Origin of the sequence: Zhengella sedimenti, assembly GCF_046506625.1 — a bacterium.
In the GTDB taxonomy this organism is placed as follows: Bacteria; Pseudomonadota; Alphaproteobacteria; order Rhizobiales; family Rhizobiaceae; genus Zhengella; species Zhengella sedimenti.
Genome location: NZ_JBKFFP010000001.1, coordinates 365,581 through 385,907, shown reverse-complemented (window position 1 = coordinate 385,907; position 20,327 = coordinate 365,581). Strand labels below are relative to the sequence as shown.

At 66.4% G+C, this 20,327-nt stretch carries 15 protein-coding genes; 4 read left to right on the top strand and 11 right to left on the bottom strand.

All coding sequences use genetic code 11. The annotated features are described in order from the left end of the window. Nucleotides 1-22 precede the first annotated feature (22 nt). Entirely contained in the window at nucleotides 23-1,357 is a 1,335-nt protein-coding gene (locus tag ACLB6G_RS01980; protein ID WP_410354427.1) for an ActS/PrrB/RegB family redox-sensitive histidine kinase, read from the top strand. Between the two features lie 64 nt (nucleotides 1,358-1,421). Continuing rightward, nucleotides 1,422-1,985 (top strand): ActR/PrrA/RegA family redox response regulator transcription factor, encoded by a 564-nt coding sequence (locus ACLB6G_RS01975; protein WP_410354426.1) that lies wholly within the window; start codon nucleotides 1,422-1,424, stop codon nucleotides 1,983-1,985. Between the two features lie 3 nt (nucleotides 1,986-1,988). Here ACLB6G_RS01975 and ACLB6G_RS01970 read toward each other — a convergent pair whose 3' ends face one another. Both ACLB6G_RS01970 and cueR read right to left on the bottom strand, forming a co-directional pair. After that, a complete protein-coding gene (locus tag ACLB6G_RS01970; RefSeq protein WP_410354425.1) occupies nucleotides 1,989-2,489 on the bottom strand; it encodes an MmcB family DNA repair protein in 501 nt (166 codons plus the stop codon). Nucleotides 2,490-2,538: 49 nt separating this feature from the next. Then, complete coding sequence (gene cueR, locus ACLB6G_RS01965) at nucleotides 2,539-2,940, bottom strand: Cu(I)-responsive transcriptional regulator (RefSeq protein ID WP_410354423.1); 402 nt, start codon at nucleotides 2,938-2,940, stop codon at nucleotides 2,539-2,541. A gap of 214 nt (nucleotides 2,941-3,154) precedes the next feature. Here cueR and ACLB6G_RS01960 point away from each other — a divergent pair, with 214 nt between their 5' ends. After that, the gene (locus ACLB6G_RS01960; RefSeq protein WP_410354422.1) at nucleotides 3,155-3,772 is read left to right on the top strand and encodes a L,D-transpeptidase; all 618 of its coding nucleotides are present in this window, start codon (nucleotides 3,155-3,157) and stop codon (nucleotides 3,770-3,772) included. Between the two features lie 85 nt (nucleotides 3,773-3,857). Here ACLB6G_RS01960 and ACLB6G_RS01955 read toward each other — a convergent pair whose 3' ends face one another. From ACLB6G_RS01955 to ACLB6G_RS01930, 6 genes are all read right to left on the bottom strand, one after another. Then, on the bottom strand, nucleotides 3,858-4,430 hold the full coding sequence (locus ACLB6G_RS01955) for a NifU family protein (protein WP_410354421.1): 573 nt from the start codon (nucleotides 4,428-4,430) through the stop codon (nucleotides 3,858-3,860). A gap of 110 nt (nucleotides 4,431-4,540) precedes the next feature. Then, nucleotides 4,541-5,032: a universal stress protein gene (locus ACLB6G_RS01950; RefSeq protein WP_410354420.1), complete on the bottom strand. Its 492-nt coding sequence runs from the start codon at nucleotides 5,030-5,032 to the stop codon at nucleotides 4,541-4,543. Nucleotides 5,033-5,151: 119 nt separating this feature from the next. Continuing rightward, a complete protein-coding gene (gene trpS / locus ACLB6G_RS01945; protein WP_410354419.1) occupies nucleotides 5,152-6,219 on the bottom strand; it encodes a tryptophan--tRNA ligase in 1,068 nt (355 codons plus the stop codon). A 147-nt stretch (nucleotides 6,220-6,366) separates the two neighbouring features. Beyond that, nucleotides 6,367-7,950, bottom strand: coding sequence for a murein biosynthesis integral membrane protein MurJ (murJ, locus tag ACLB6G_RS01940; RefSeq protein ID WP_410354418.1), 1,584 nt, complete (start codon nucleotides 7,948-7,950; stop codon nucleotides 6,367-6,369). Between the two features lie 31 nt (nucleotides 7,951-7,981). Then, nucleotides 7,982-10,777: a [protein-PII] uridylyltransferase gene (locus tag ACLB6G_RS01935; RefSeq protein WP_410354417.1), complete on the bottom strand. Its 2,796-nt coding sequence runs from the start codon at nucleotides 10,775-10,777 to the stop codon at nucleotides 7,982-7,984. A 50-nt stretch (nucleotides 10,778-10,827) separates the two neighbouring features. After that, the gene (locus ACLB6G_RS01930) at nucleotides 10,828-13,113 is read right to left on the bottom strand and encodes an NADP-dependent malic enzyme (RefSeq protein ID WP_410354416.1); all 2,286 of its coding nucleotides are present in this window, start codon (nucleotides 13,111-13,113) and stop codon (nucleotides 10,828-10,830) included. Between the two features lie 204 nt (nucleotides 13,114-13,317). On the opposite strand from ACLB6G_RS01930, the gene mutS reads away from it, so the two are divergent. Then, entirely contained in the window at nucleotides 13,318-15,963 is a 2,646-nt protein-coding gene (gene mutS, locus ACLB6G_RS01925) for a DNA mismatch repair protein MutS (RefSeq protein WP_410355149.1), read from the top strand. Nucleotides 15,964-15,978: 15 nt separating this feature from the next. On the opposite strand, the gene olsB is transcribed toward mutS, so the two are convergent. The 3 genes from olsB to acuI form a co-directional block, all read right to left on the bottom strand. Beyond that, nucleotides 15,979-16,803, bottom strand: coding sequence for a l-ornithine N(alpha)-acyltransferase (gene olsB / locus ACLB6G_RS01920; protein ID WP_410354415.1), 825 nt, complete (start codon nucleotides 16,801-16,803; stop codon nucleotides 15,979-15,981). A 165-nt stretch (nucleotides 16,804-16,968) separates the two neighbouring features. Further along, nucleotides 16,969-19,221 (bottom strand): PAS domain-containing hybrid sensor histidine kinase/response regulator, encoded by a 2,253-nt coding sequence (locus ACLB6G_RS01915; RefSeq protein ID WP_410354414.1) that lies wholly within the window; start codon nucleotides 19,219-19,221, stop codon nucleotides 16,969-16,971. An 83-nt stretch (nucleotides 19,222-19,304) separates the two neighbouring features. Continuing rightward, entirely contained in the window at nucleotides 19,305-20,300 is a 996-nt protein-coding gene (acuI, locus tag ACLB6G_RS01910) for an acrylyl-CoA reductase (NADPH) (RefSeq protein ID WP_410354413.1), read from the bottom strand. Nucleotides 20,301-20,327 lie beyond the last annotated feature (27 nt).

Below are 20,327 nucleotides of genomic sequence, written 5' to 3'. Positions count from 1 at the left end.
GTCCGCGGGGCATATAGGAAAAATGGAAGATGTCGCCGCCCATGATCCCGTCACTGCCCGCCGCCTGCGCCTCAACACGCTGATTCGCCTGCGCTGGCTAGCCGTCGGCGGTCAGACCATCGCCGTCATCGTGGTCCATTTCTGGCTGGGTTTCCCCTTTCCCATCCTGCTGTGCTTCGCCCTGATCGCCTGTTCGGCCTGGCTGAACATCTTCCTCGCGGTCCGCTTCCCGCCGACGTTCCGCCTGTCCGAGGCAGCCTCTCTCGGCGTCCTTGCCTTCGACGCGCTGCAACTGGCCGGCCTGCTTTACATGACCGGCGGCATGACGAACCCCTTTTCCATGCTGCTGATGGTGCCGGTCATCATCTCGGCTGCTTCGCTGCCCGTGCGCCACACGCTGCTGCTCGGCCTGATCGTGCTGCTCGCCGCGACATTGCTCGTCTTCGAGCATCTGCCCCTGCCCTGGACGGGTGGCGAGGACCTGCCCTTGCCCTTCCTCTATGTCGCGGGCATGTGGATGGCGCTGGTCTCCAGCCTGGCCTTCACCGGCATCTACGCCTTCCGCGTCGCCGACGAGGCGCGCACGCTGGCGACCGCGCTGGCCTCCGCCGAACTCGTTCTCCAGCGCGAGCAGCATCTTTCCGCCCTCGACGGGCTGGCCGCCGCCGCGGCCCATGAACTCGGAACCCCGCTGGCCACCATCGCGCTCGTCTCGCGCGAGATGGAGCGCGACCTTCCCGCCGATTCCCCGCTGCGCGAGGATGTGAGCCTTCTGCGTTCGCAGTCGCAGCGTTGCCGTGACATCCTGCGCCGGCTGACCACGCTGTCGAGCGAGGGGGAAATGCATATCGGCCGCCTGCCCCTGTCCTCCCTGATCGACGAGGTGACCGCGCCGCACCGCGCCTTCGACATCGAAATCCGCATGCAGCCGCACCCCGGCGATGGTCCGGAACCGGTTCTCAAGCGTAATCCGGGCATGATATACGGCCTCGGCAATCTCCTTGAAAACGCCGTCGACTTCGCCTCCTCCGCCGTTGTCGTCGACTGGGGCTGGACCGCGGACCGTCTCTGGATCGAGATCACCGACGACGGGCGCGGCTATTCGCCGGAAATCCTGGCGCGCATCGGCGAGCCCTACATGACGTCGCGGGCCGGAAGCGAGCAGTCCTCGGGCGGGGGACTGGGCCTTGGCCTGTTCATTGCCAAGACCCTGCTGGAACGCTCGGGCGCCGCCATCATCTTCACCAATGCCACCACCGAACGCCTGGGCGCACGCGTCCGCGCCGAATGGCGCCGCGATGCTGTGGAGGCGCCGGTTGATCTGGCGCAAGGGAATGAGCTCGCAAATCCTGCATAAGGTTTGCATGTTTAAAATCCGCGTCAGTTTGGCGCGCGGCAAAGAAACGCGAAAGGAAGTCCGGATGAGCGATTCCGAAGGCCTGGGGGATCCGGTGTCGGTGGACGGCGCAAAGCTGCTGATCGTCGAGGATGACAAGCCGTTCCAGACGCGCATGGTCAGGGCGATGGAGAGCCGGGGATTCGAGGTCCTGGCCGCCGATTCCGTGGCCCAGGCCCTGGCGCATCTGGAGCGCGTCGCGCCCGACTACGCGCTCGTCGACATGCGGTTGGGCGACGGCAACGGTCTTGACGTGGTGGAAGCCGTCCGCAAGGTCCAGCCGGAGGCCCGCATCATCGTCCTCACCGGTTATGGGAACATCGCCACCGCCGTTACCGCGGTCAAGCTCGGCGCGATCGACTACCTGGCCAAGCCCGCCGATGCCGACGAGGTCTTCGCGGCCCTGGTCCGCGATCCTGACGGCAAGGCCGAGGTGCCCGAAAACCCGATGTCGGCCGATCGTGTCCGCTGGGAACATATCCAGCGGGTTTACGAGGCCTGCGACCGCAATGTCTCCGAAACCGCGCGCCGGCTGAACATGCATCGCCGCACGTTGCAGCGCATCCTTGCCAAGCGGGCGCCGCGCTGAGGGTCACGTGGTCTCGTCGCTGTCCGTGCCGATTGCCACGCCGGCCCATTCCGCCGACAGGAGGCGCTGCGCCCCGATCCGCGCGAAGCGGGCGGTCAAGGCTTTTCGCCTGGCCGGCGCAAGCCTGTGTTCGGGCGCCTCACGCATCAGTTCCGCGCCATAGCCATCCGACAGGATGAAGCCCGCCTCGCCGGGAAAGATGTCCGCGGGCACATCGGGATGCGTGGCGAAGAAGAACCGGTCGCACCAGTCGCGATAGTCCGGCCATTTCCTGTCGGCGCGGAAATCCTCCACCGACGACTTGATCTCCACGATCCAGAAATCGCCCTTGGCGGTCATGACGAGGAGATCGGCCCGCCGTCCTGTCGCGAGGGTGACTTCCGGCAGCATGACCGCCTGCATCTCGTGCAGGAGGCGCTGCACGCCGCGGCGCACCAGCAACGCGCGGGCCGATTGCCGGCCATCGGAAAGCGGGTGGGGGATCGGTGTCGCGAGAAGGGCCATCAACGGAACATGCCATGAACAGACAGGCTTGAAAAGCCTGGCCAGCCGTCTACGGGCGGCGCGTTGCGTTGCCTGCGATCCCTTCCAGGATCGGGCAATTGGGTCGCTCGTCGCCATGGCAGGCCCGGATCAGCCGGTTGAGGGTGGCCTTCATAGCCTCCAGCGCCGCAATCTTCTCCTCGATGGCCTGCACATGGTCGACGGCGATCTGCCGCACGTCCTGGCTCGCCCGGCTCCTGTCCTTGTAGAGCGCCATCAACTGGCGGCATTCATCGATGGAAAAGCCGAGTTCGCGCGCCGACCGCAGGAAACTCAGGAAATGGACGTCGTCGGGGGAATAGTCGCGATATCCATTGGCGGTCCGGTCCGGCGAGATCAGGCCGATGTCCTCGTAGTAGCGGATCGTCTTGGCCGGCAGGCCGGAATGCTTGGCCGCGGTGCCAATATTCATGGCGCACCTCTTTTTTCTCGTTCATCCGGATATTCCGATGAGAAGTATCTCACGTTTCTGTGGCTGAAAAACCATAGGTTTTGCCCGGCGTGACGCGGAGTCTGTCTCTCCGCGGTATTAACCACTTGGCAACCATGAAATTCGCATATTAATTCCTGTGTCGAAATAAAGGCTCGATTCGGGCCCGGATGAATCTGAGGGATCGGTCTCCACCATGACGTTCAAACCGCTTGCCATTGCTGTCGCCGTGACGCTGGCCGCTGTTCTCGCCGGCTGTTCGGGAACCGCCATTCGCACCTATTCCATGTCCTACGGCTCCGTGAAGGATGCGGGCTACCAGTTGCCGCGGATCCCGATCTCCAAGGTTCCGAGCAAGTATCACCGTCAGCTCATCCGTTACGAGACCGATGAGAAGCCGGGCACGGTCATTGTCGATACCGGGGCCAAGTTCCTCTATCTCGTCATGGAAGACGGCCGTGCCATGCGTTATGGCATCGGCGTCGGCCGCGAGGGCTTCGAGTGGTCGGGAACCGCACGCGTCGGCATGAAGCGCGAATGGCCGACCTGGACGCCGCCCGCCGAGATGATCCAGCGCGAACCCAAGCTCGCCAAGTATCGCGGCGGCATGAAGCCCGGCCTGACGAACCCTCTCGGTGCCCGCGCGCTCTATCTCTTCAACAAGCGCGGTGACACGGGCTATCGCCTGCACGGATCGCCGGAATGGAACTCCATCGGCGGAAATGTCTCCTCCGGCTGCATTCGTCTGATGAACCAGGATGTCATCGATCTCTACGAACGCGTCAAGGTCGGCGCCAAGGTGATCGTCATGTGACCGGCGTCCGCGCCGCCTCAACGTCAAAAAGCCGGGCATAGACCCGGCTTTTTTCATGGGGCGATCTCGCCGTGCCGGGTCCGGGTCAGGCGATCTGCTCGACCTGTTCGACTTCGGGCACGAAATGGCGCAGCAGGTTCTGGATGCCGTGCTTGAGCGTCGCCGTGGACGACGGACAGCCCGCGCAAGCGCCTTTCATGTGCAGATAGACCGTGCCGTTCTCGAAGCCGCGGAAGGTGATGTCGCCGCCATCCTGCGCGACAGCGGGCCGAACGCGGGTGTCGAGCAGTTCCTTGATGGTGGCCACGAGGTCTTCGTCGGCCTTGTCATAGAATTCCTCGCCGGAGGCGGCCTCCGCGCCGGCGGACTCCTCTGCCATGACCGGCGCACCGGTCATGAAATGCTCCATGATCGCACCGAGCACGGCCGGCTTGACGTGCTGCCAGTCCAGGCCGTCATCCTTGCTGACGGTCACGAAATCGTAGCCGAAAAATACGCCGGTCACGCCGGGGACGGCAAACAGCCGGGCCGCGAGAGGCGAGCGGGCCTCGGCGTCCTCGCCCGTCCGGAAATCGGCCGTTCCGCTGCCCAGGACCACTTGCCCGGGCAGGAATTTCAGCGTCGCCGGGTTCGGCGTCGCTTCTGTCTGGATGAACATCTTCAAAACCTCCATGCGTCCTGCGGGTCAAGGTCCGCAGACCGTGTCGTCGGGGTTCGTTTAGAACCGTTCTAAACATAAGGCGTCGAGCGCCGGACGGCAAGCCCGTATCACGCCAGGCTTTCGATGTCCTCATCGGTCAGGTTCGCCGGAACGACCGTGACGGGAATGGGAAAGGGCGCGCCCTTTCCGGCCACCGAGGCCACCAGCGGGCCCGGGCCTTCCGAAGACGTGCCCGCCGCCAGGACGAGGATGGCGATATCCTGGTCCTCCTCGATCAGGGCATGGATTTCCTCGGACTTCTTGCCTTCGCGCACGACGAGTTCCGGTTCGATGCCCAGCGACGCGCGGATGCGTTCCGCATGCGTGTTGAGCGCCTCGTTCGCCGCAGCCTGGTTTTCCTCGCGCATGATCTGCTCCACGCCGAGCCAGTGCTGGAAGTCGCCCGGCTCCGTCACGAAGACGAGTACCAGCGCGCCATTGGTATTGAGTGCCCGGCGCGCCGCATAGGCGACGGCCCGTTCGCATTCCGGCGTGCCGTCGATCACCGCCAGGAACTTGCGGCGATGCCCCGCCTCATGGCTCAGCCGTTTCGAAACCATGCGCCATCTTCCTGTTTCCCGCTTTCGCGCGGGCGCCACATTGCCACCCCCGCGAGCCGGCGGCAAGCCGGCGGTCCGCGTCAGCTTGTCCGCGCCGCTTCCGCGCCCTCCGGCTTGATTCAGCCGGTCAGGAGGCCGACGATCCTGCGCACGTCCTTCATTGTTGCCTCGGCGAGGACCGACGCCCGTTCGCCGCCGTCGCGCAGCACCTGGTCTATATGGCCGCGATCGGCCATGAGGCGGCGCATTTCCGAGGCGATCGGATCGAGCTTGGCGACGGCGAGGTCGGCCAGCGCCGGCTTGAAGTCGGAGAACTGGCGCCCGCCGAAATCGCGCAGCACGTCGTCGCGGCTCACATCGCTGAGCGCCGCGAAGATGCCGACCAGGTTGGCGGCCTCCGGCCGGCCTTCAAGGCCCGCCACCTCGGAGGGCAGGGCGTCGGGATCCGTCTTGGCCTTGCGGATCTTGCGGGCAATGGCTTCCGCCTCGTCCGTCAGGTTGATTCGCGACAGGTCGGAGGGATCGGACTTCGACATCTTCTTTGTGCCGTCGCGCAGGCTCATCACGCGCGTTGCCGGTCCCTCGATCAGCGGTTCTGTCACCGGGAAATAGCCGTTGACCGTCTCTTCGCCGACCTTCATTTCCACGCCGAGCTTCAGGTCCGCGATGCGGTCGGAATAATCGTTGTTGAACTTCTGGGCGATGTCGCGGGTCAGTTCCAGGTGCTGCTTCTGGTCGTCGCCAACCGGCACGTGGGTCGCGCGGTAGACGAGGATGTCGGCCGCCATCAGGTTGGGATAGGCGAACAGGCCGACAGAGGCGTTCTCCCGGTCCTTTCCGGCCTTTTCCTTGAACTGCGTCATGCGGCTCAGCCAGCCCATGCGGGCCACGCAGTTGAAGATCCATGCCAGTTCGGCGTGCTGGACAACGCGCGACTGGTTGAAGACGATGTGTTTCGCCGGATCGATGCCGGCGGCCAGATAGGCGGCGGCCACCGAACGCGTTGCCGCCATCAGTTCGGCCGGTTCCTGCCAGACCGTGATGGCATGCATGTCGACGACGCAATAGATGCAGTCATGGCTGTCCTGCAGCGCGACGAACTTCCGGATCGCGCCGAGATAGTTGCCGAGCGTCAGGTTGCCCGTCGGCTGGACGCCGGAAAAGACGAGGGGTTTGAAGCTGCTCATGGGCGTGAACTCTCGTGAAGCTGGTGGAGGGCTCCGGCGGCGGCTCATCCGCCCCGCGGGTTTGTCGGCACGGCTTATGGCCGAGCCCGTGCCTGCGATCAAGGCCCTGTTTTGCGCCGGACCGCCTCTGCCCGGCGATATTGCGTGTCAGACTCCGGTGGTGGGCGGCGTCTTGCGCCGCCTGCGCACGGCGCGGGCCAGTTCCTGCCGGTCCAGTCCGCCGGTGACGATCACCAGCGTGAAATAGATCACCATGGCCGCGAGCACGGTGCCGGCCGTGGCCGCGAGCCGCAGGCCGAGCGACGGACTTGCGAACCAGCCCGGCAACGCCCACTGGATGGCCGCGACGGCCGCGCCCATGACGGCCGCCGCCAGTACGATCATGGTGACGCGCCGCAACGTGGCGGGCGAGGGCCGGAAGTCGTTGCGCCGCCAGAGCGTCACGGCCAGCAGCAGGAAGTTCACCCAGGCCGATACCGCCGTGGCGAGCGCGATGGCGACGTGACCCATCGCTTCGAAGAAGATCAGCGAGAAGCCGACATTCACCACGACCGCCACGATGGAGAACCACAACGGGGTCTTCATGTCCTCGCGCGCGAAATAGGCCGGCTGGAACACCTTGATGAGGACATAGGCCGGCAGGCCGGCGGCGAAGGCGGCTAGCGCCTGCGCGGTCAGCCGCGTCGTCTCCGCCGTGAAGGCACCGCGCTCATAGAGCAGGTTGACCAGCGGTTCGGGCATGACCATGAAGCCCACGGCCGCCGGAAGCGTCAGGCCGAGGGCGAATTCCAGGCTCCGGTTCTGCAGGTGCTGGGCGTCGCGGTCGTCGCCGGCCGCCAGTGCCCGCGACAGTTCCGGCAGCAGCACCACGCCGATGGCGATGCCGATGACGCCAAGCGGCAGCTGGTTGATGCGGTCGGCATAGTTCAGGAGCGCGATGGCGCCGTCCTGCGCCGAGGCGATGATGCGTCCGATCATGATGTTGATCTGCACCACGCCGCCGGTCACGATGGCGGGTCCCATCAGCACGAGCAGGCGCCTGACCTGGGGCGTCAGCGCCGGGCGGATGAGGCCGAGCTTCAGCCCCTCGCGCGCCACGCCGATGGCCAGCAGCGCCAGTTGTGCGAAGCCGGAGGCGAACACCCCCCAGGCCATCCAGTAGCCGGTGAGCGTGGCATCGGCGCCGAGCCACAGCGCAAGGCCCACCACCGCGACGAGGATCACGTTGAGCAGCACCGGCACGATGGCCGCGAGGAAATACCGCCTCAGCGAATTGAGGATGCCGGAGAACATTGCCACCAGCGACATGCAGAAGAGATAGGGAAACATGATCCGCGTCATGTCCACCGTCATGGCGAACTTGTCGGGCGTATCGGCGAAGAGCGGCGCCACCACGGTGGCGACAAGGCCGGGCATGAAAAGGATGGCAAGGCCCGACAGCGCGATGAGCACCGCCGACAGCACCGCCAGCACCTGTTCGGCGAAGGCCCGCGCGGCCGCGAGGCCCCCCTTCTCGACTTCCTTGGCGAACAGCGGCACGAAGGCCGAGTTGAAGGCGCCTTCGGCGAACAGCCGCCGGAACAGGTTGGGAAAGCCGAAGGCGGCGTAGAAGGCGTCCGCCACGGGACCGGCGCCGAGCGCCGCGCCGATCAGCGCCTCGCGCACGAAACCCAGGACGCGGCTGGCCATGGTCGCGGCGCCCACGCTGGCGAACTTGTTGACGAGGCTCATGGCTTCAGCGTCCCCCGCACGGCCCGGCGGCTCATGACATGGCCGCCGATCGCGGCTTGCCTGTGGCGCCGTTGTCCTCCAGCACGCCGGTCAGCGCCGCCTTGATGCGCGCCTGCCGCGTCGGGTTCTCGATCTTGTGGCCGACAAGATCGGTCACGTAGAATGTGTCGATCACCTTCTCGCCGAAGGTGGTGATATGCGCCGAGGCGATGTCGAGCGACAGGTCGGCGATGGCCCCGGTCAGCTCCGACAGCAGACCGGGCCGGTCCAGCCCCTCCACCTCGATCACCGAGAACTTGTGCGACAGCGTGTTGCGGATTTCCGCCACCGGCGCGATCCGGAAGGCTTTCGACTTGCGCCTGGGCCTGCTCTTCTTCTCGATCATTTCGGGCAGCCGCGTCTTGCCGGCGAGCGCCTCCTCGATCAGCCGGCCGACCCGCGCGGCGCGGCGCAATTCGTCCTCGTCCTGGTCGAATTCGCGGTTGACCATGATCGTATCCAGCGCCCGCCCGTCCGATGTGGTGAAGATCTGCGCGTCCACGATGTTGGCGCCGGCGGCCGCACAGGCCCCGGCGATGACCGACAGCAGGCGCGGATGGTCGGGCGTCAGGACGGTGATTTCGGTCACGCCCTCGAAGGCCAGCGTGCGGACTTCGGTGGCGAGCGCCTTGCCGGCCTTCTGGGTTTCCCGGATGAAACGCGCGTGGCGGATCTGGTCTTCCAGGCTCGTCACCAGGTAGTAGGCCGAGTAATGAAGGTCGGTATAGGCCTCGACCTCTTCGGCGGGCCAGTCCTTCAACGCTTCGGCGAGGCGGGCGCGGGCATGGGCGGTGCGCTCGCGGCGCGATCCTTCGGAAAAGCCGCCGGTCAGGAGAAGCTGGGTCTCGTAGAACAGCGTGCGCAGAAGCTGGCCTTTCCAGCCGTTCCACACACCCGGACCCACGCCGCGGATGTCGCAGACGGTCAGCACGAGCAGCAGCTTCAGCCGCTCCACCGATTGCACGGTGTCGGCGAAGTCCTCGATGGTCTTGCGGTCGTTGAGATCGCGCGACTGCGCGACCATCGACATGGTCAGGTGTTCCTGCACCAGCCAGGCGACGGTTTCCGTTTCCGCGGCGTCAAGGCCCATGTGCGGGCAGAGCCGCCGGGCAATGCGCGCACCCGCCACAGAGTGATCCTCCGGCCGGCCCTTGGCGATGTCGTGCAGCAAAAGGGCGGTGTAGAGGATGCGCCGGTTGGCCTTGATTTCCGGGATGAGCTGGCTGGCCAGCGGATGCGCCGCCGATTCGCTGCCCCGTTCGATCGAGGAAAGCACCCCGATGCAGCGCAGGAGATGCTCGTCCACCGTGTAGTGGTGATACATGTTGAACTGCATCATCGCCACGATCTTGCGGAAATCCGGGATGAGGCGGCCGAGCAGGCCGGCCTCGTTCATCCGCCGCAGCGTCATTTCCGGATCGCGGTCCGATGTCAGCACGTCCATGAACAGCCGGTTGCCTTCCGCGTCGCGGCGCAGGTCGCGGTTCACGAGTTTCAGCGAACGCGTGACAAGCTGCATCGCGTCGGGATGATATTCCAGCCCGTGCTTGTCGGCAAACCAGAACAGGCGCACCAGATTGACCGGATCCTTCTCGAACACCTGCTCGTTGGCGATGTTGATCCTGTCATTGTCGATGATGAAGTCCTGGGTGCCGGGGATCTTGCGCTTGCGCCGCGAGAAACCGGACAGGAAGCGGTTGAAACCGGGCGCCTTCTTGGCCTGTTCCTCCTCCAGTTCCGCGCAGAAGATGCGGGTCAGGTCGCCCACGTCCTTGGCGACGAGGAAGTAATGCTTCATGAAGCGCTCGACCGCCGAAAGCCCCGGCTTCGACTGGTAGTTCAGCCGTTCCGCGACGTCGCGCTGCAATTCGAAATGCAGCCGCTCCTCCGGCTTGCCGGTGACGAAATGCATGTGGCAGCGCACCGCCCACAGGAAATCCTCGGCGCGGCGGAACATGTTGTATTCCTTGCGCGTGAAGACGCCCTTGCCGATCAGTTCCTCCGCCGTGCGCACCCGGTAGAAATACTTGCCGATCCAGAACAGGGTGTGCAGGTCACGCAAGCCGCCCTTGCCCTCCTTGATGTTGGGCTCGACCTTGTAGCGGCTCTCGCCCTGCTTGGCGTGGCGCTCGTCGCGTTCGGCGAGCTTGGCCTGTACGTATTCCGCCCCCGAGCCCTTGACCACTTCCTCGTCGAAGCGGGTGAACAGTTCCTCGAAAAGCCCCTCGTCACCCCACAGGTAGCGCGCTTCCAGCACGGCGGTGCGGATGGTGATGTCGCCGCGCGACAGGCGGATGCACTCCTCGATGTTGCGGGTGGCATGGCCCACCTTCAGGCCCATGTCCCACAGCATGTAGAGCATGTACTCCACCACCTGCTCGCCCCACGGCGTCTGCTTGTAGGGCAGCAGGAACAACAGGTCGATGTCGGAGCCGGGCGCCAGCGTGCCGCGTCCGTAGCCGCCCACGGCAACCACGGACATCCGTTCCGCCTGGCTCGGGTTCTTCGACCGGTAGACGTGGGTGACGGCGAAATCGTAGAGAACCCGGATGACCTCGTCCATCAGGTGCGAAAGCCGCACCGCGCAGGCCGTGCCGCCGCCATCGGCCAGCAGCATGGCCTCCGCCCGTTCGCGGCCGTCCGCCATGGCCTGCTTCAGCTTCTCCAGAACGCGCGCCCGTATCGCCAGGTCCGAGCCGTCGCCATCCGTGCCGGTCAGCGCCGTCAGGTCCGCGCGCAGCGCGTCGGCGTCGATCATCTCGTTCAGCTTGAGCGGCACGCGGGCCATGGGCGGATGTCCTTGTCGTCGGCGAGGGCGGCCATGCGTTGTCCGGGGAATCAGCTTCCCGCGTTGTAGGCCGCGATCACCGCCATGTTCACGATGTCGGAATCCTTGGCGTTCATCGGCACGATCTGCACCGATTTCTCCAGGCCGACCAGCAGCGGTCCGATCACCGTCGAGCCGCCCAGTTCCTGCAGCATCTTGGTAGCGATGGATGCCGAATGGAAGGCCGGCATCACCAAGACGTTGGCCGGACCGGAAAGCCGGATGAAGGGATATTGCTCCATCAGCGATTCGTTCAGCGCCACGTCGGCGGCCATCTCGCCGTCATACTCGAAATCCACCCGGCGCTTGTCGAGGATCTGCACCGCCTCGCGCACCCGGTCGGAGCGTTCGCCGCGCGGATGGCCGAAGGTGGAATAGGCGAGCATCGCCACGCGCGGCTCGTAACCCATGCGGCGTGCCATTTCCGCCGCCTCCTCGGCGATGTCGGCAAGCTGTTCCGATGTCGGCATGTCATGCACGGCCGTATCGGCCACCAGCACCGTGCGGCCCCGGCACAGCGCCAGCGAAACGCCGATCATGCGATGGCCGGACTTGGCGTCGATGACGCGGCAGACGTCCTCCAGCACGGTCGAATAATTGCGCGTCACGCCCGAAACCATGGCGTCCGCGTCGCCCAGCGCCACCATGGAGGCGCCGAAATGGTTGCGGTCATTGTTGATCATGCGCTGGCAGTCGCGGAACAGGTAGCCCTTGCGCTGCAGGCGCTCATAGAGGAATTCCGCGTAAACGGCATTGCGCCGGGACAGCCTGGCATTGACCAGTTCGATGCCGGGCCTGTCGAGGTCGACGCCGGCTTCCCTGGCCGTCTGCCGCATCTGCTCCTCGCGCCCCAGCAGGATGGCGGTGCCGAGCCTCTGGTTCACATAGGCCACGGCCGCGCGCATCACCTGCTCTTCCTCGCCCTCGGCGAAGACGACGCGCTTGGGCTGGCGGCGCACCCGCTCGTAGATGCGTTGCAGGGTCGACGCGATCGGGTCGCGCCGCGCCGAAAGCTGCTGGGCATAGGCTTCCAGGTCGAGGATCGGCACGCGCGCCACGCCGCTGTCCATCGCCGCCCTGGCCACGGCCACCGGAACCGCCGAGATCAGGCGCGGATCGAACGGAACGGGAATGATGTATTGCGGGCCGAATTGCGGCCGCGTGCCGCCATAGGCGGCGGCCACGTCGTCGGGAACGTCCTCGCGCGCCAGTTCGGCCAGCGCGTTGACGGCGGCGATCTTCATTTCCTCGTTGATCGTCGTCGCCCGCACGTCCAGCGCGCCGCGGAAGATGTAGGGAAAGCCCAGCACGTTGTTGACCTGGTTGGGATAGTCCGACCGCCCCGTCGCCATGATGGCGTCGTCGCGCAGTTCGTCCACTTCCTCCGGCGTGATCTCCGGGTCGGGATTGGCCATGGCGAAGATGATGGGCCTGGCGGCCATGTCGGACACCATGTCCGGCGTCAGCGCGCCCTTGGCCGAAAGGCCGAAGAACACGTCCGCGCCCTTGATGGCATCGGCCAGCGTGCGGGCATCGGTCTCGACCGCATGGGCCGATTTCCACTGGTTCATGCCGTCGGTCCGGCCCTTGTGGATCACGCCCTTGGTGTCGCACAGGATGATGTTCTCGCCGGGCATGCCCATGGCCTTGATCAGTTCGATGCAGGCGATGGCGGCGGCGCCCGCACCGTTGCACACGAGCTTCGTGTTCTTCAGGTCGCGCCCCGTCAGGTGCAGCGCGTTGACGAGGCCCGCCGCGGCGATGATCGCCGTGCCGTGCTGGTCGTCGTGGAAGACGGGAATGTCCATGATCTCGCGCAGACGCTGCTCGATGATGAAGCAGTCAGGCGCCTTGATGTCTTCCAGGTTGATGCCGCCAAAGGAGGGACCGAGGAAACGCACGCAGTTGACGAATTCGTCGACATCCTGCGTATCGACCTCGAGATCGATGGAATCGACGTCGGCAAACCGCTTGAACAGCACCGACTTGCCCTCCATCACCGGCTTGGAGGCCAGCGCGCCGAGATTGCCGAGGCCCAGGATCGCCGTGCCGTTCGAGATGACCGCCACCATGTTGCCGCGCGTCGTGTAGTCGAAGGCCCGGCTCGGGTTTTCCGCGATGGCCTTCACCGGCACCGCCACGCCCGGCGAATAGGCCAGGCTCAGGTCGCGCTGGGTCGCCATCGGCTTTGTCGGCGTGATCTCCAGCTTCCCGGGCCGGCCCCGCGCGTGGAAATCGAGCGCTTCCTGCGCTGTGACGGTGGTGCCGGCCTGGCGGGGTTTCTTTGACGATGGCATGGGCGATTCCGGAAGTTTTTGCTGTGGAGCAGTTTCGATAAGGCTACACATCGGGCGTGTAAATCGCCAAACGGGAAATTCGGACCCTTGCGGGTCGCGACAGGGGGACTTTCCGCCTTGCAAACGGACAAAGACAGCAAAGACAGCCATCCCCACGGCCTGCAATCGCTTGGCTCGCCCGAAAGCCTGTCCTCGGCCACGCCGATGATGGAGCAGTATATCGAGATCAAGATGGCCAACCCGGATTCGCTGCTGTTCTACCGGATGGGCGATTTCTACGAACTGTTCTTTGCCGACGCCGAGATTGCCGCGCGCACGCTGGGCATCACGCTCACCAGACGCGGCAAGCACCTGGGCGAGGACATTCCCATGTGCGGCGTGCCGGTCCATGCCGCCGACGATTACCTGCAGAAACTGATCGCCGCGGGTCACCGCGTCGCCGTCTGCGAGCAGGTGGAGGATCCCGCTGAAGCGAAGAAACGGGGCTCGAAATCCGTCGTCCGCCGCGATGTCATCCGCCTTGTCACGCCCGGCACGCTGACCGAGGAGAAGCTTCTCGACCCGGCAGCACCCAACCACCTTGCAGCGCTCGGCCGCGTCAAGGGCGAGGGCTACGCGCTCGCCTGGGCCGACATGTCCACCGGAGAGTTTCGTGTCGCCGCCTTGGACGAGACCGGGCTGGCCGCCGGCATTGCCCGCGTCGATCCGCGTGAACTCGTGCTCGCCGAACCGCTGTTCCACGATCCGGGCCTGCGCCCGCTGATCGACATGATGGGCCGGGTCGCCAATCCCCAGCCGGCCAGCCTGTTCGATTCGGCCGCGGCGCCGGACCGCATCGCCCGTTTCTATGGGGTCGGCGCGCTGGACGGCTTCGGCCAGTTTTCCCGCGCCGAACTGTCGGCGATCGCCGGCGTCGTCGCCTATGTCGAGAAGACCCAGATCGAGGGCCGCCCGCCGCTCGAACGGCCCCGCCGCGAGGAAGACGGCGCGGCCATGTACATCGACGCGGCCACGCGCGCCAACCTGGAACTGCTGCGCACCCTGTCGGGCAGCCGTGATGGCTCGCTCCTGAAGGCGGTCGACCGCACCGTCACCGGCGGCGGCGCGCGCCTGCTGGCGGCCCGGCTGACCGCCCCGCTCACAGACCCCGATGCCATTGCCGCGCGGCAGGACTCCGTCGCCTTCTTTCTCGACGATCCGGAGTTGTGTTCAAGGCTGCGCGCGCTTCTGAAGGCCGCGCCCGACATGCCGCGTGCCCTGACCCGGCTGGCCCTCGACCGGGGCGGCCCGCGCGACCTGGGTGCCATCGCCGCCGGACTGGCCGCGGCCGGCGAGGCGGCGCGCATGCTGGCAGGCGCCATGCTGCCCGCCGAACTGGAAAGCGCCCGTGCAGCGCTCGCCGCCCTGCCGCAGGCGCTGGGCGAACATCTTTCCCGCGCCCTGGGCGAGGACCTGCCGCTCATGAAACGCGACGGCGGCTTCGTCGCCGGGGGCTATCACGGCGAACTGGACGAGATGCGCGCGCTGCGCGACCAGTCGCGCCGTGTCATCGCGGCCATGCAGGCGGACCTGATCGAGGAGACGGGTATCCGCTCGCTCAAGATCCGCCACAACAACGTTCTGGGCTACTATATCGAGGTGACGGCCAACCATCAGGATGTTCTGACCGGCACACCCGAGGCCAAGGCCCGCTTCATCCACCGCCAGACCATGGCCAGCGCCATGCGCTTCACCACCACCGAACTGGCGGAATTGGAAAGCCGCATCGCCAATGCCGCCGGCCGTGCGCTGGAAATCGAGCTTTCCATTTTTTCCACGCTGGTTGCCGAAACGGTCGCCGCTGCGGAATCCATCCGCGCCGCCGCCGGCGCGCTCGCCGTCATCGACGTGTCGGCGGCGCTGGCCGTGCTGGCCGAGGCCGAAAACTGGGTGAGGCCGAAAGTCGATGACAGCCTCGCCTTCCATGTCGAAGGCGGCCGCCATCCGGTCGTGGAGCAGGCGCTGCGCCGTCAGGCCGGCGATCCCTTCGTCGCCAATGATTGTGACCTGTCGCCGGGAAGCGATGGCGGTGACGGCGCCATCTGGCTGCTGACCGGTCCCAACATGGGTGGCAAGTCCACATTCCTGCGCCAGAACGCGCTCATTGCCATCCTCGCGCAGATGGGTGCCTGGGTGCCGGCGGCCTCGGCCCATGTCGGCGTCGTGGACAGGCTGTTCAGCCGGGTGGGCGCCTCCGACGATCTCGCCCGCGGCCGCTCCACCTTCATGGTGGAAATGGTCGAGACGGCGGCCATTCTCAACCAGGCCGGCCCGCGCTCGCTGGTGATCCTCGACGAGATCGGGCGCGGCACCGCCACCTTCGACGGGCTGTCGATTGCCTGGGCCGCGATGGAGTTCCTGCATGACAGCAACCGCTGCCGCGCCATCTTCGCCACCCATTTCCACGAGATGAACGCCCTGACGGCGCGCCTGCCGCGCCTTCATTCCGTCACCGTGAAGGTGCGCGAATGGAACGGCGAGGTGATCTTCATGCACGAGGTGGCGCGCGGCGCCGCCGACCGCTCCTATGGCGTCCAGGTGGCGCGGCTTGCCGGCCTGCCCGAACCGGTCGTGGAGCGCGCCCGCGAGGTTCTGCAGAAACTGGAAGCCGGCGAAACGGCTTCGCCGGCGGCACGGCTCGCCGACGACCTGCCGCTGTTCAGCGCCACGGTCCGCACCGCGAAACCGGAACCGCGCGCTGACGATGAATTGCAACGGGCCGTGGCTGAGCTTCTGCCTGACGAGATGAGCCCGCGCGAGGCGCTCGACGCCATCTACAGGCTCAAGGCGCTGCTGACGTCCCGGCGATGACCGGGACCGCCGAGGCTATTGCTTCGGCGCGTAATGCTGGAGATAGCGCTCTCCGATCCGCTCGACGGGCAGGATGATCAGGACATCCACGGTGCGGAAATCCGGGTCGATCACGCAGCCGTCGCCGATCATGGCGCCGAGCCGCAGATAACCCTTCACCAGGGTCGGCAGGGCGGCGACCGCCGTCTTCGGGTTCACCGCCTCGGCCGGCATGAGATCCATCGTCTGGTAATGGGCCGGCAGGGCGCTGGCCCGCCAATGGCCGGCCGCCGTGAAGTTGTGGGCCAGGAAGCTCAGCGATTCGGCATGGGCCGCGGGCACGGTACCCGGCAGCGACGCGCAGCCTGTCATCACGTCGATCCTGTGATGGTTGCAATAGGTCCAGATGCCCTGCCAGAGCAGTTCCACCGTGCGCTTGTGGCGATAGGCGGGCAGCACGCAGGAGCGGCCGAGCTCCAGGAAGTTGCGGGCGGGATGCCGGCGGATCAGGCTGTCCAGGTTGAATTCGCCGCTGGTGTAGAAGCCGCCGCCGGCAAGCGCCCGCTCCTGGCGCAACAGCCGGTACGTGCCGACGATCTGCTGATCCTCCGGGCCGTCGATCGCCGTGTCGATGACCAGCAGGTGGTCGCAGATCGTGTCGAAGCGGTCGGCGTCGCGCCGTTCCAGATCGTGGATTTCGGCGCGCCGCGCACCCAGTTCCTCATAGAAGACGCGAAATCGCACAGCCTGCGCTGCCGCGATTTCGGCGCTGCTGCACGCCAGGCGCACTTCCATCGTGCCGATCCGCCCGAGAACGCCCTTCGGCTCCGCGAGCGCGCTGATTGCGTGGGCATGTTCCATCACAAAGGATGCGTTAGGCTGAATCTCGCGGGCAATCAAGCGGCCATGCATGGCGGCGAATCTCCATTGCGGTGCTGTTGCCGGTCCCGATACAGGCCCAATGCAACAGGCCGGTGACAGCGGGCCGGCGCTGTCACGCGGCGATGACGGATTTCGCAACCGGCGTCAGGCCGCCGCGTCCGTGGCATCGAGCACGGCGGCGGTGAGTCGGTCCGGGTCCAGCGGCTTGGTCAGGAAACCGTTTGCGCCATGGGCGATGGCCCGTGCGCGGGTCTCTTCCTGGCCATCCGCTGTCAGTACAAGGACCGGTTTTTCCGTCCACCCGCCCGCCTGTTCCATGGCGCGGATACGGTCGATGGCGTCCAGACCGTCGAGCACGGGCATGTGCAGGTCCATCAGCACGACATCGAAAAGGGTGCTGTTGTTCTGTGCGTAGAGTTCGACCGCGCGCCCGCCATCCTGCGCAAGCGTCACATGATGTCCGGCCCGCTCCAGCGCGGCGCGCGCCAGCATGGCATTGACCGGGTTGTCCTCGGCAAGCAGGATCGACAGGCCCTGCACCCCCGTTTTCCCCGGTGCCCGCGCCGGCCTTGGCGGCAAGGCCGCCGCCGTTCCGCCGGCCGGTTCGCCGCCGAGAATGCGCAGCAGCGTTGTCCCGCGCACCGGACGCGCAAGGAAGTTGAGATAGCCGAAGGTGCGCAACGTGCCAAGGCGGCCGCGGTCGCCCGGTGCGATCAGGATGACCGGGTTGGCGCTGCTCAAGCCGGCCGCCCGCAGCCGCTCCAGGGTGTCGCCCTGCTCCAGGTCGGCGTCGATCAGCATGGCGTCGAACCGGTCGGGAGCGTTTGCGAAGGCCTGTTGCGGCCCGTCGCAGAGCAGGGCTTCCGCGCCTTCCGATGTCAGCGTGGCCGCGATGGCTTCGGCCTCGGTCCGGTTTTTCAAAAGCAGGAGGTAGCGGCGTCCGGCCAGCTTCGGCTGACGGGCCGCGGGGCAGGCCTCGCATGGCAGCGTGACGGTGAAGACCGATCCGGCGCCGGGCTCGCTTTTGACGCAAACCGTTCCGCCCATCGCGGTCACCAGCCGGCGCGAGATGGCAAGTCCGAGACCCGCGCCCCCGTGGCGGCGGGTCGGGGAACCGTCGGCCTGCTCGAAATCGCCGAAAATCCGCTCCTGGTCTTCCGGCTTCAGGCCGGGACCGGTATCGATCACGTCGAAGGCGACGGCCGGCCCCTCTGGCCCCGCCGACATCGCAACGCCAAGCCGGACGCCTCCGGTCTCGGTGAACTTGACGGCGTTGCCCGCAAGGTTCAGCAGCACCTGGCGCAGCTTTCCCGGATCGGTGACGATGCTCGCAGGCACACGCGGATCGACATGCGCGGCAATGGCGATGCCCTTGGCATAGGCACGCGATGCCAGCAGTTCCACCACGCTGTCGATCGTCTCCCGCAGCGGGACCGTTTGCGGCGCGATCTCGATGCGCCCGGCCTCGATCTTGGAAAAGTCGAGCAGGTCCTCGATCAGCAGCAGGAGGGCGTCCGCCGATGTCGACACCGAATCGACATAGGTTTTCTGCTCCGGCGTCAGGCCCGTGTCGGCCAGCAGCCGTGCCATGCCGACGATACCGTTCATGGGCGTCCGGATTTCGTGGCTGACCGTGGCCAGGAAGCGCGATTTGGCCTGGCTCGCGGCCTCCGCGCGCTCGCGCGCCTCGATCAGGTCGTGCTCGGCCTTCTTGCGCGCGGTGATGTCGCGGGCGATGGCGCGGTGGGAAACGTCACCCGTCGCGCTGTCGCGGATCGAATGCTCGATCCAGGAAAACCAGCGCACGCCCGAATCCGTCTGCACGGCAACGTCGCAGGATGTCAGGCTGCCCGCTCCGGCGAGATCCGGGTCTGGCGCGTTGTCGAGCGCGATGCCGAGATCCGAAAGCCGCAGACCGCGAATGCTGCGCATGTCCATGTTAAGAAGGCGGGCAAGGGCGTCGTTGGCGTAGACGATGCGCCCGGTCCGGTCGCGATGGACCACGAGGTCGCCCAGGGCGTCGATCAGGCCGAGAAAGCGTTCCTCGCTTTCCTGCAATTCCCACATGCGGTCGGCGAGGGCTTCGTAATCGGCGTCCTGCGCTTCCGCCGTCGTCGCCATGGCCGAAAGCTGGCGCCGTTCGCGCCGGTCGAGCACGATCCCGGTCGCCAAGCATGCAAGGCCGAAGCCGGTCAGAAGCATCGTCACAAGGCCGGGCGAGCCGCCAAGACCTGCCAGCCCGGCCAGCATGACCGTCATCAGTCCGGCTGCCGTCACCAGCTTGCCGGCACCCGTTTCCTCGGGCAGGCGCCGCTTGCCGCGCGCGCCCGTCCCCGCCGTCCGGAACGGTTCCGGCGGCGCGGCATGCATGGCAGGGTCTGGTTCCTTTGCGTCCATGGCACGACAATGCCATGGACTTGCTTAGCGAAGCGTTCGACCGCGCGACCGCATTTTAACGGTCCGCGTCGAAACGGGTTGTTTCAGGCTGTCATGTCGACGGCGACGCGGCCGCGCACCTTTCCGTCGACGATCGCTTTTGCCGTGTCGATGATGCCGTCGAACCCGATCGTTTCGGAAAGCGCCTCGAGCTTTGCCATGTCGAGGTCGCTTGCCAGGCGCTGCCAGGCTTCCAGCCGTCTTTCCCTGGGCGCCATCACCGAATCGACACCGAGCAGCGCCACGCCGCGCAGGATGAAGGGCGCGACCGTCGCCGGCAGGTCCATGCCCTGCGCCAGCCCGCAGGCCGCCACCGCGCCGCCATAGCGCGTCTGCGCCAGCACATTGGCCAGCGTGTGCGATCCGGCAACGTCGATGCCAGCGGCGAAGCGCTCCTTGCCGAGCGGCCGTCCGGGCTCGGAAAACTCCGCCCGGTCGATGATCGCGGCCGCGCCGAGGTCCTTGAGGAAGTCCGCTTCGTCCGGCCGGCCTGTCGAGGCGATCACTTCGTGGCCGAGCCTGGCGAGGATGGAGATGGCCACCGTGCCGACGCCGCCGGCGGCCCCGGTGACCACCACGGGTCCGTCGCCGGGCCGGATGCCGTAGCGCTCCAGCGCCATCACGCAGAGCATGGCGGTATAGCCGGCCGTGCCGATGGCCATGGCCTGAAGCGCCGACATGCCCGCCGGCAGCGGCACCAGCCAGTCGCCCTTCACCCGTGCCATGCCCGCATAGGCGCCCCAATGGGTCTCGCCCACGCCCCAGCCGTTGAGGACCACCTTGTCGCCTTCCTGCCACTGCGGATTCGACGAGGCGGTGACCGTGCCCGCGAAATCGATGCCGGGCACCATGGGCCAGTGGCGCACGACCGGCGCCTTGCCGGTGATCGCCAGCCCGTCCTTGTAGTTCACCGTGGTTGCCTCGACGGCGACGGTGACATCGCCTTCCATCAGGTCGTCTTCGGAGAGTTCCGTGACCGAAACGGACTGCTTCTTGTCCTCGCCGCGCGAGATCAGGATGGCCTTGAAGGTCGAACGCATGATGATGTCTCCCGGTCTGTCTGAGAT

What these genes read in the sequence shown, in the direction of transcription:
- cueR (WP_410354423.1), bottom strand. Translation starts at nt 2,940, where the DNA reads ATGAATATTGGCACCGCGGCCAAGCATTCCGGCCTGCCGGCCAAGACG.
- ACLB6G_RS01935 (WP_410354417.1), bottom strand. Translation starts at nt 10,777, where the DNA reads ATGGCCCGCGTGCCGCTCAAGCTGAACGAGATGATCGACGCCGACGCG.
- acuI (WP_410354413.1), bottom strand. Translation starts at nt 20,300, where the DNA reads ATGCGTTCGACCTTCAAGGCCATCCTGATCTCGCGCGGCGAGGACAAG.
- ACLB6G_RS01955 (WP_410354421.1), bottom strand. Translation starts at nt 4,430, where the DNA reads ATGTTCATCCAGACAGAAGCGACGCCGAACCCGGCGACGCTGAAATTC.
- ACLB6G_RS01970 (WP_410354425.1), bottom strand. Translation starts at nt 2,489, where the DNA reads ATGGCCCTTCTCGCGACACCGATCCCCCACCCGCTTTCCGATGGCCGG.
- ACLB6G_RS01980 (WP_410354427.1), top strand. Translation starts at nt 23, where the DNA reads ATGGAAGATGTCGCCGCCCATGATCCCGTCACTGCCCGCCGCCTGCGC.
- ACLB6G_RS01915 (WP_410354414.1), bottom strand. Translation starts at nt 19,221, where the DNA reads ATGGACGCAAAGGAACCAGACCCTGCCATGCATGCCGCGCCGCCGGAA.
- murJ (WP_410354418.1), bottom strand. Translation starts at nt 7,950, where the DNA reads ATGAGCCTCGTCAACAAGTTCGCCAGCGTGGGCGCCGCGACCATGGCC.
- ACLB6G_RS01975 (WP_410354426.1), top strand. Translation starts at nt 1,422, where the DNA reads ATGAGCGATTCCGAAGGCCTGGGGGATCCGGTGTCGGTGGACGGCGCA.
- olsB (WP_410354415.1), bottom strand. Translation starts at nt 16,803, where the DNA reads ATGGAACATGCCCACGCAATCAGCGCGCTCGCGGAGCCGAAGGGCGTT.
- ACLB6G_RS01950 (WP_410354420.1), bottom strand. Translation starts at nt 5,032, where the DNA reads ATGGTTTCGAAACGGCTGAGCCATGAGGCGGGGCATCGCCGCAAGTTC.
- trpS (WP_410354419.1), bottom strand. Translation starts at nt 6,219, where the DNA reads ATGAGCAGCTTCAAACCCCTCGTCTTTTCCGGCGTCCAGCCGACGGGC.
- ACLB6G_RS01960 (WP_410354422.1), top strand. Translation starts at nt 3,155, where the DNA reads ATGACGTTCAAACCGCTTGCCATTGCTGTCGCCGTGACGCTGGCCGCT.
- mutS (WP_410355149.1), top strand. Translation starts at nt 13,318, where the DNA reads ATGATGGAGCAGTATATCGAGATCAAGATGGCCAACCCGGATTCGCTG.
- ACLB6G_RS01930 (WP_410354416.1), bottom strand. Translation starts at nt 13,113, where the DNA reads ATGCCATCGTCAAAGAAACCCCGCCAGGCCGGCACCACCGTCACAGCG.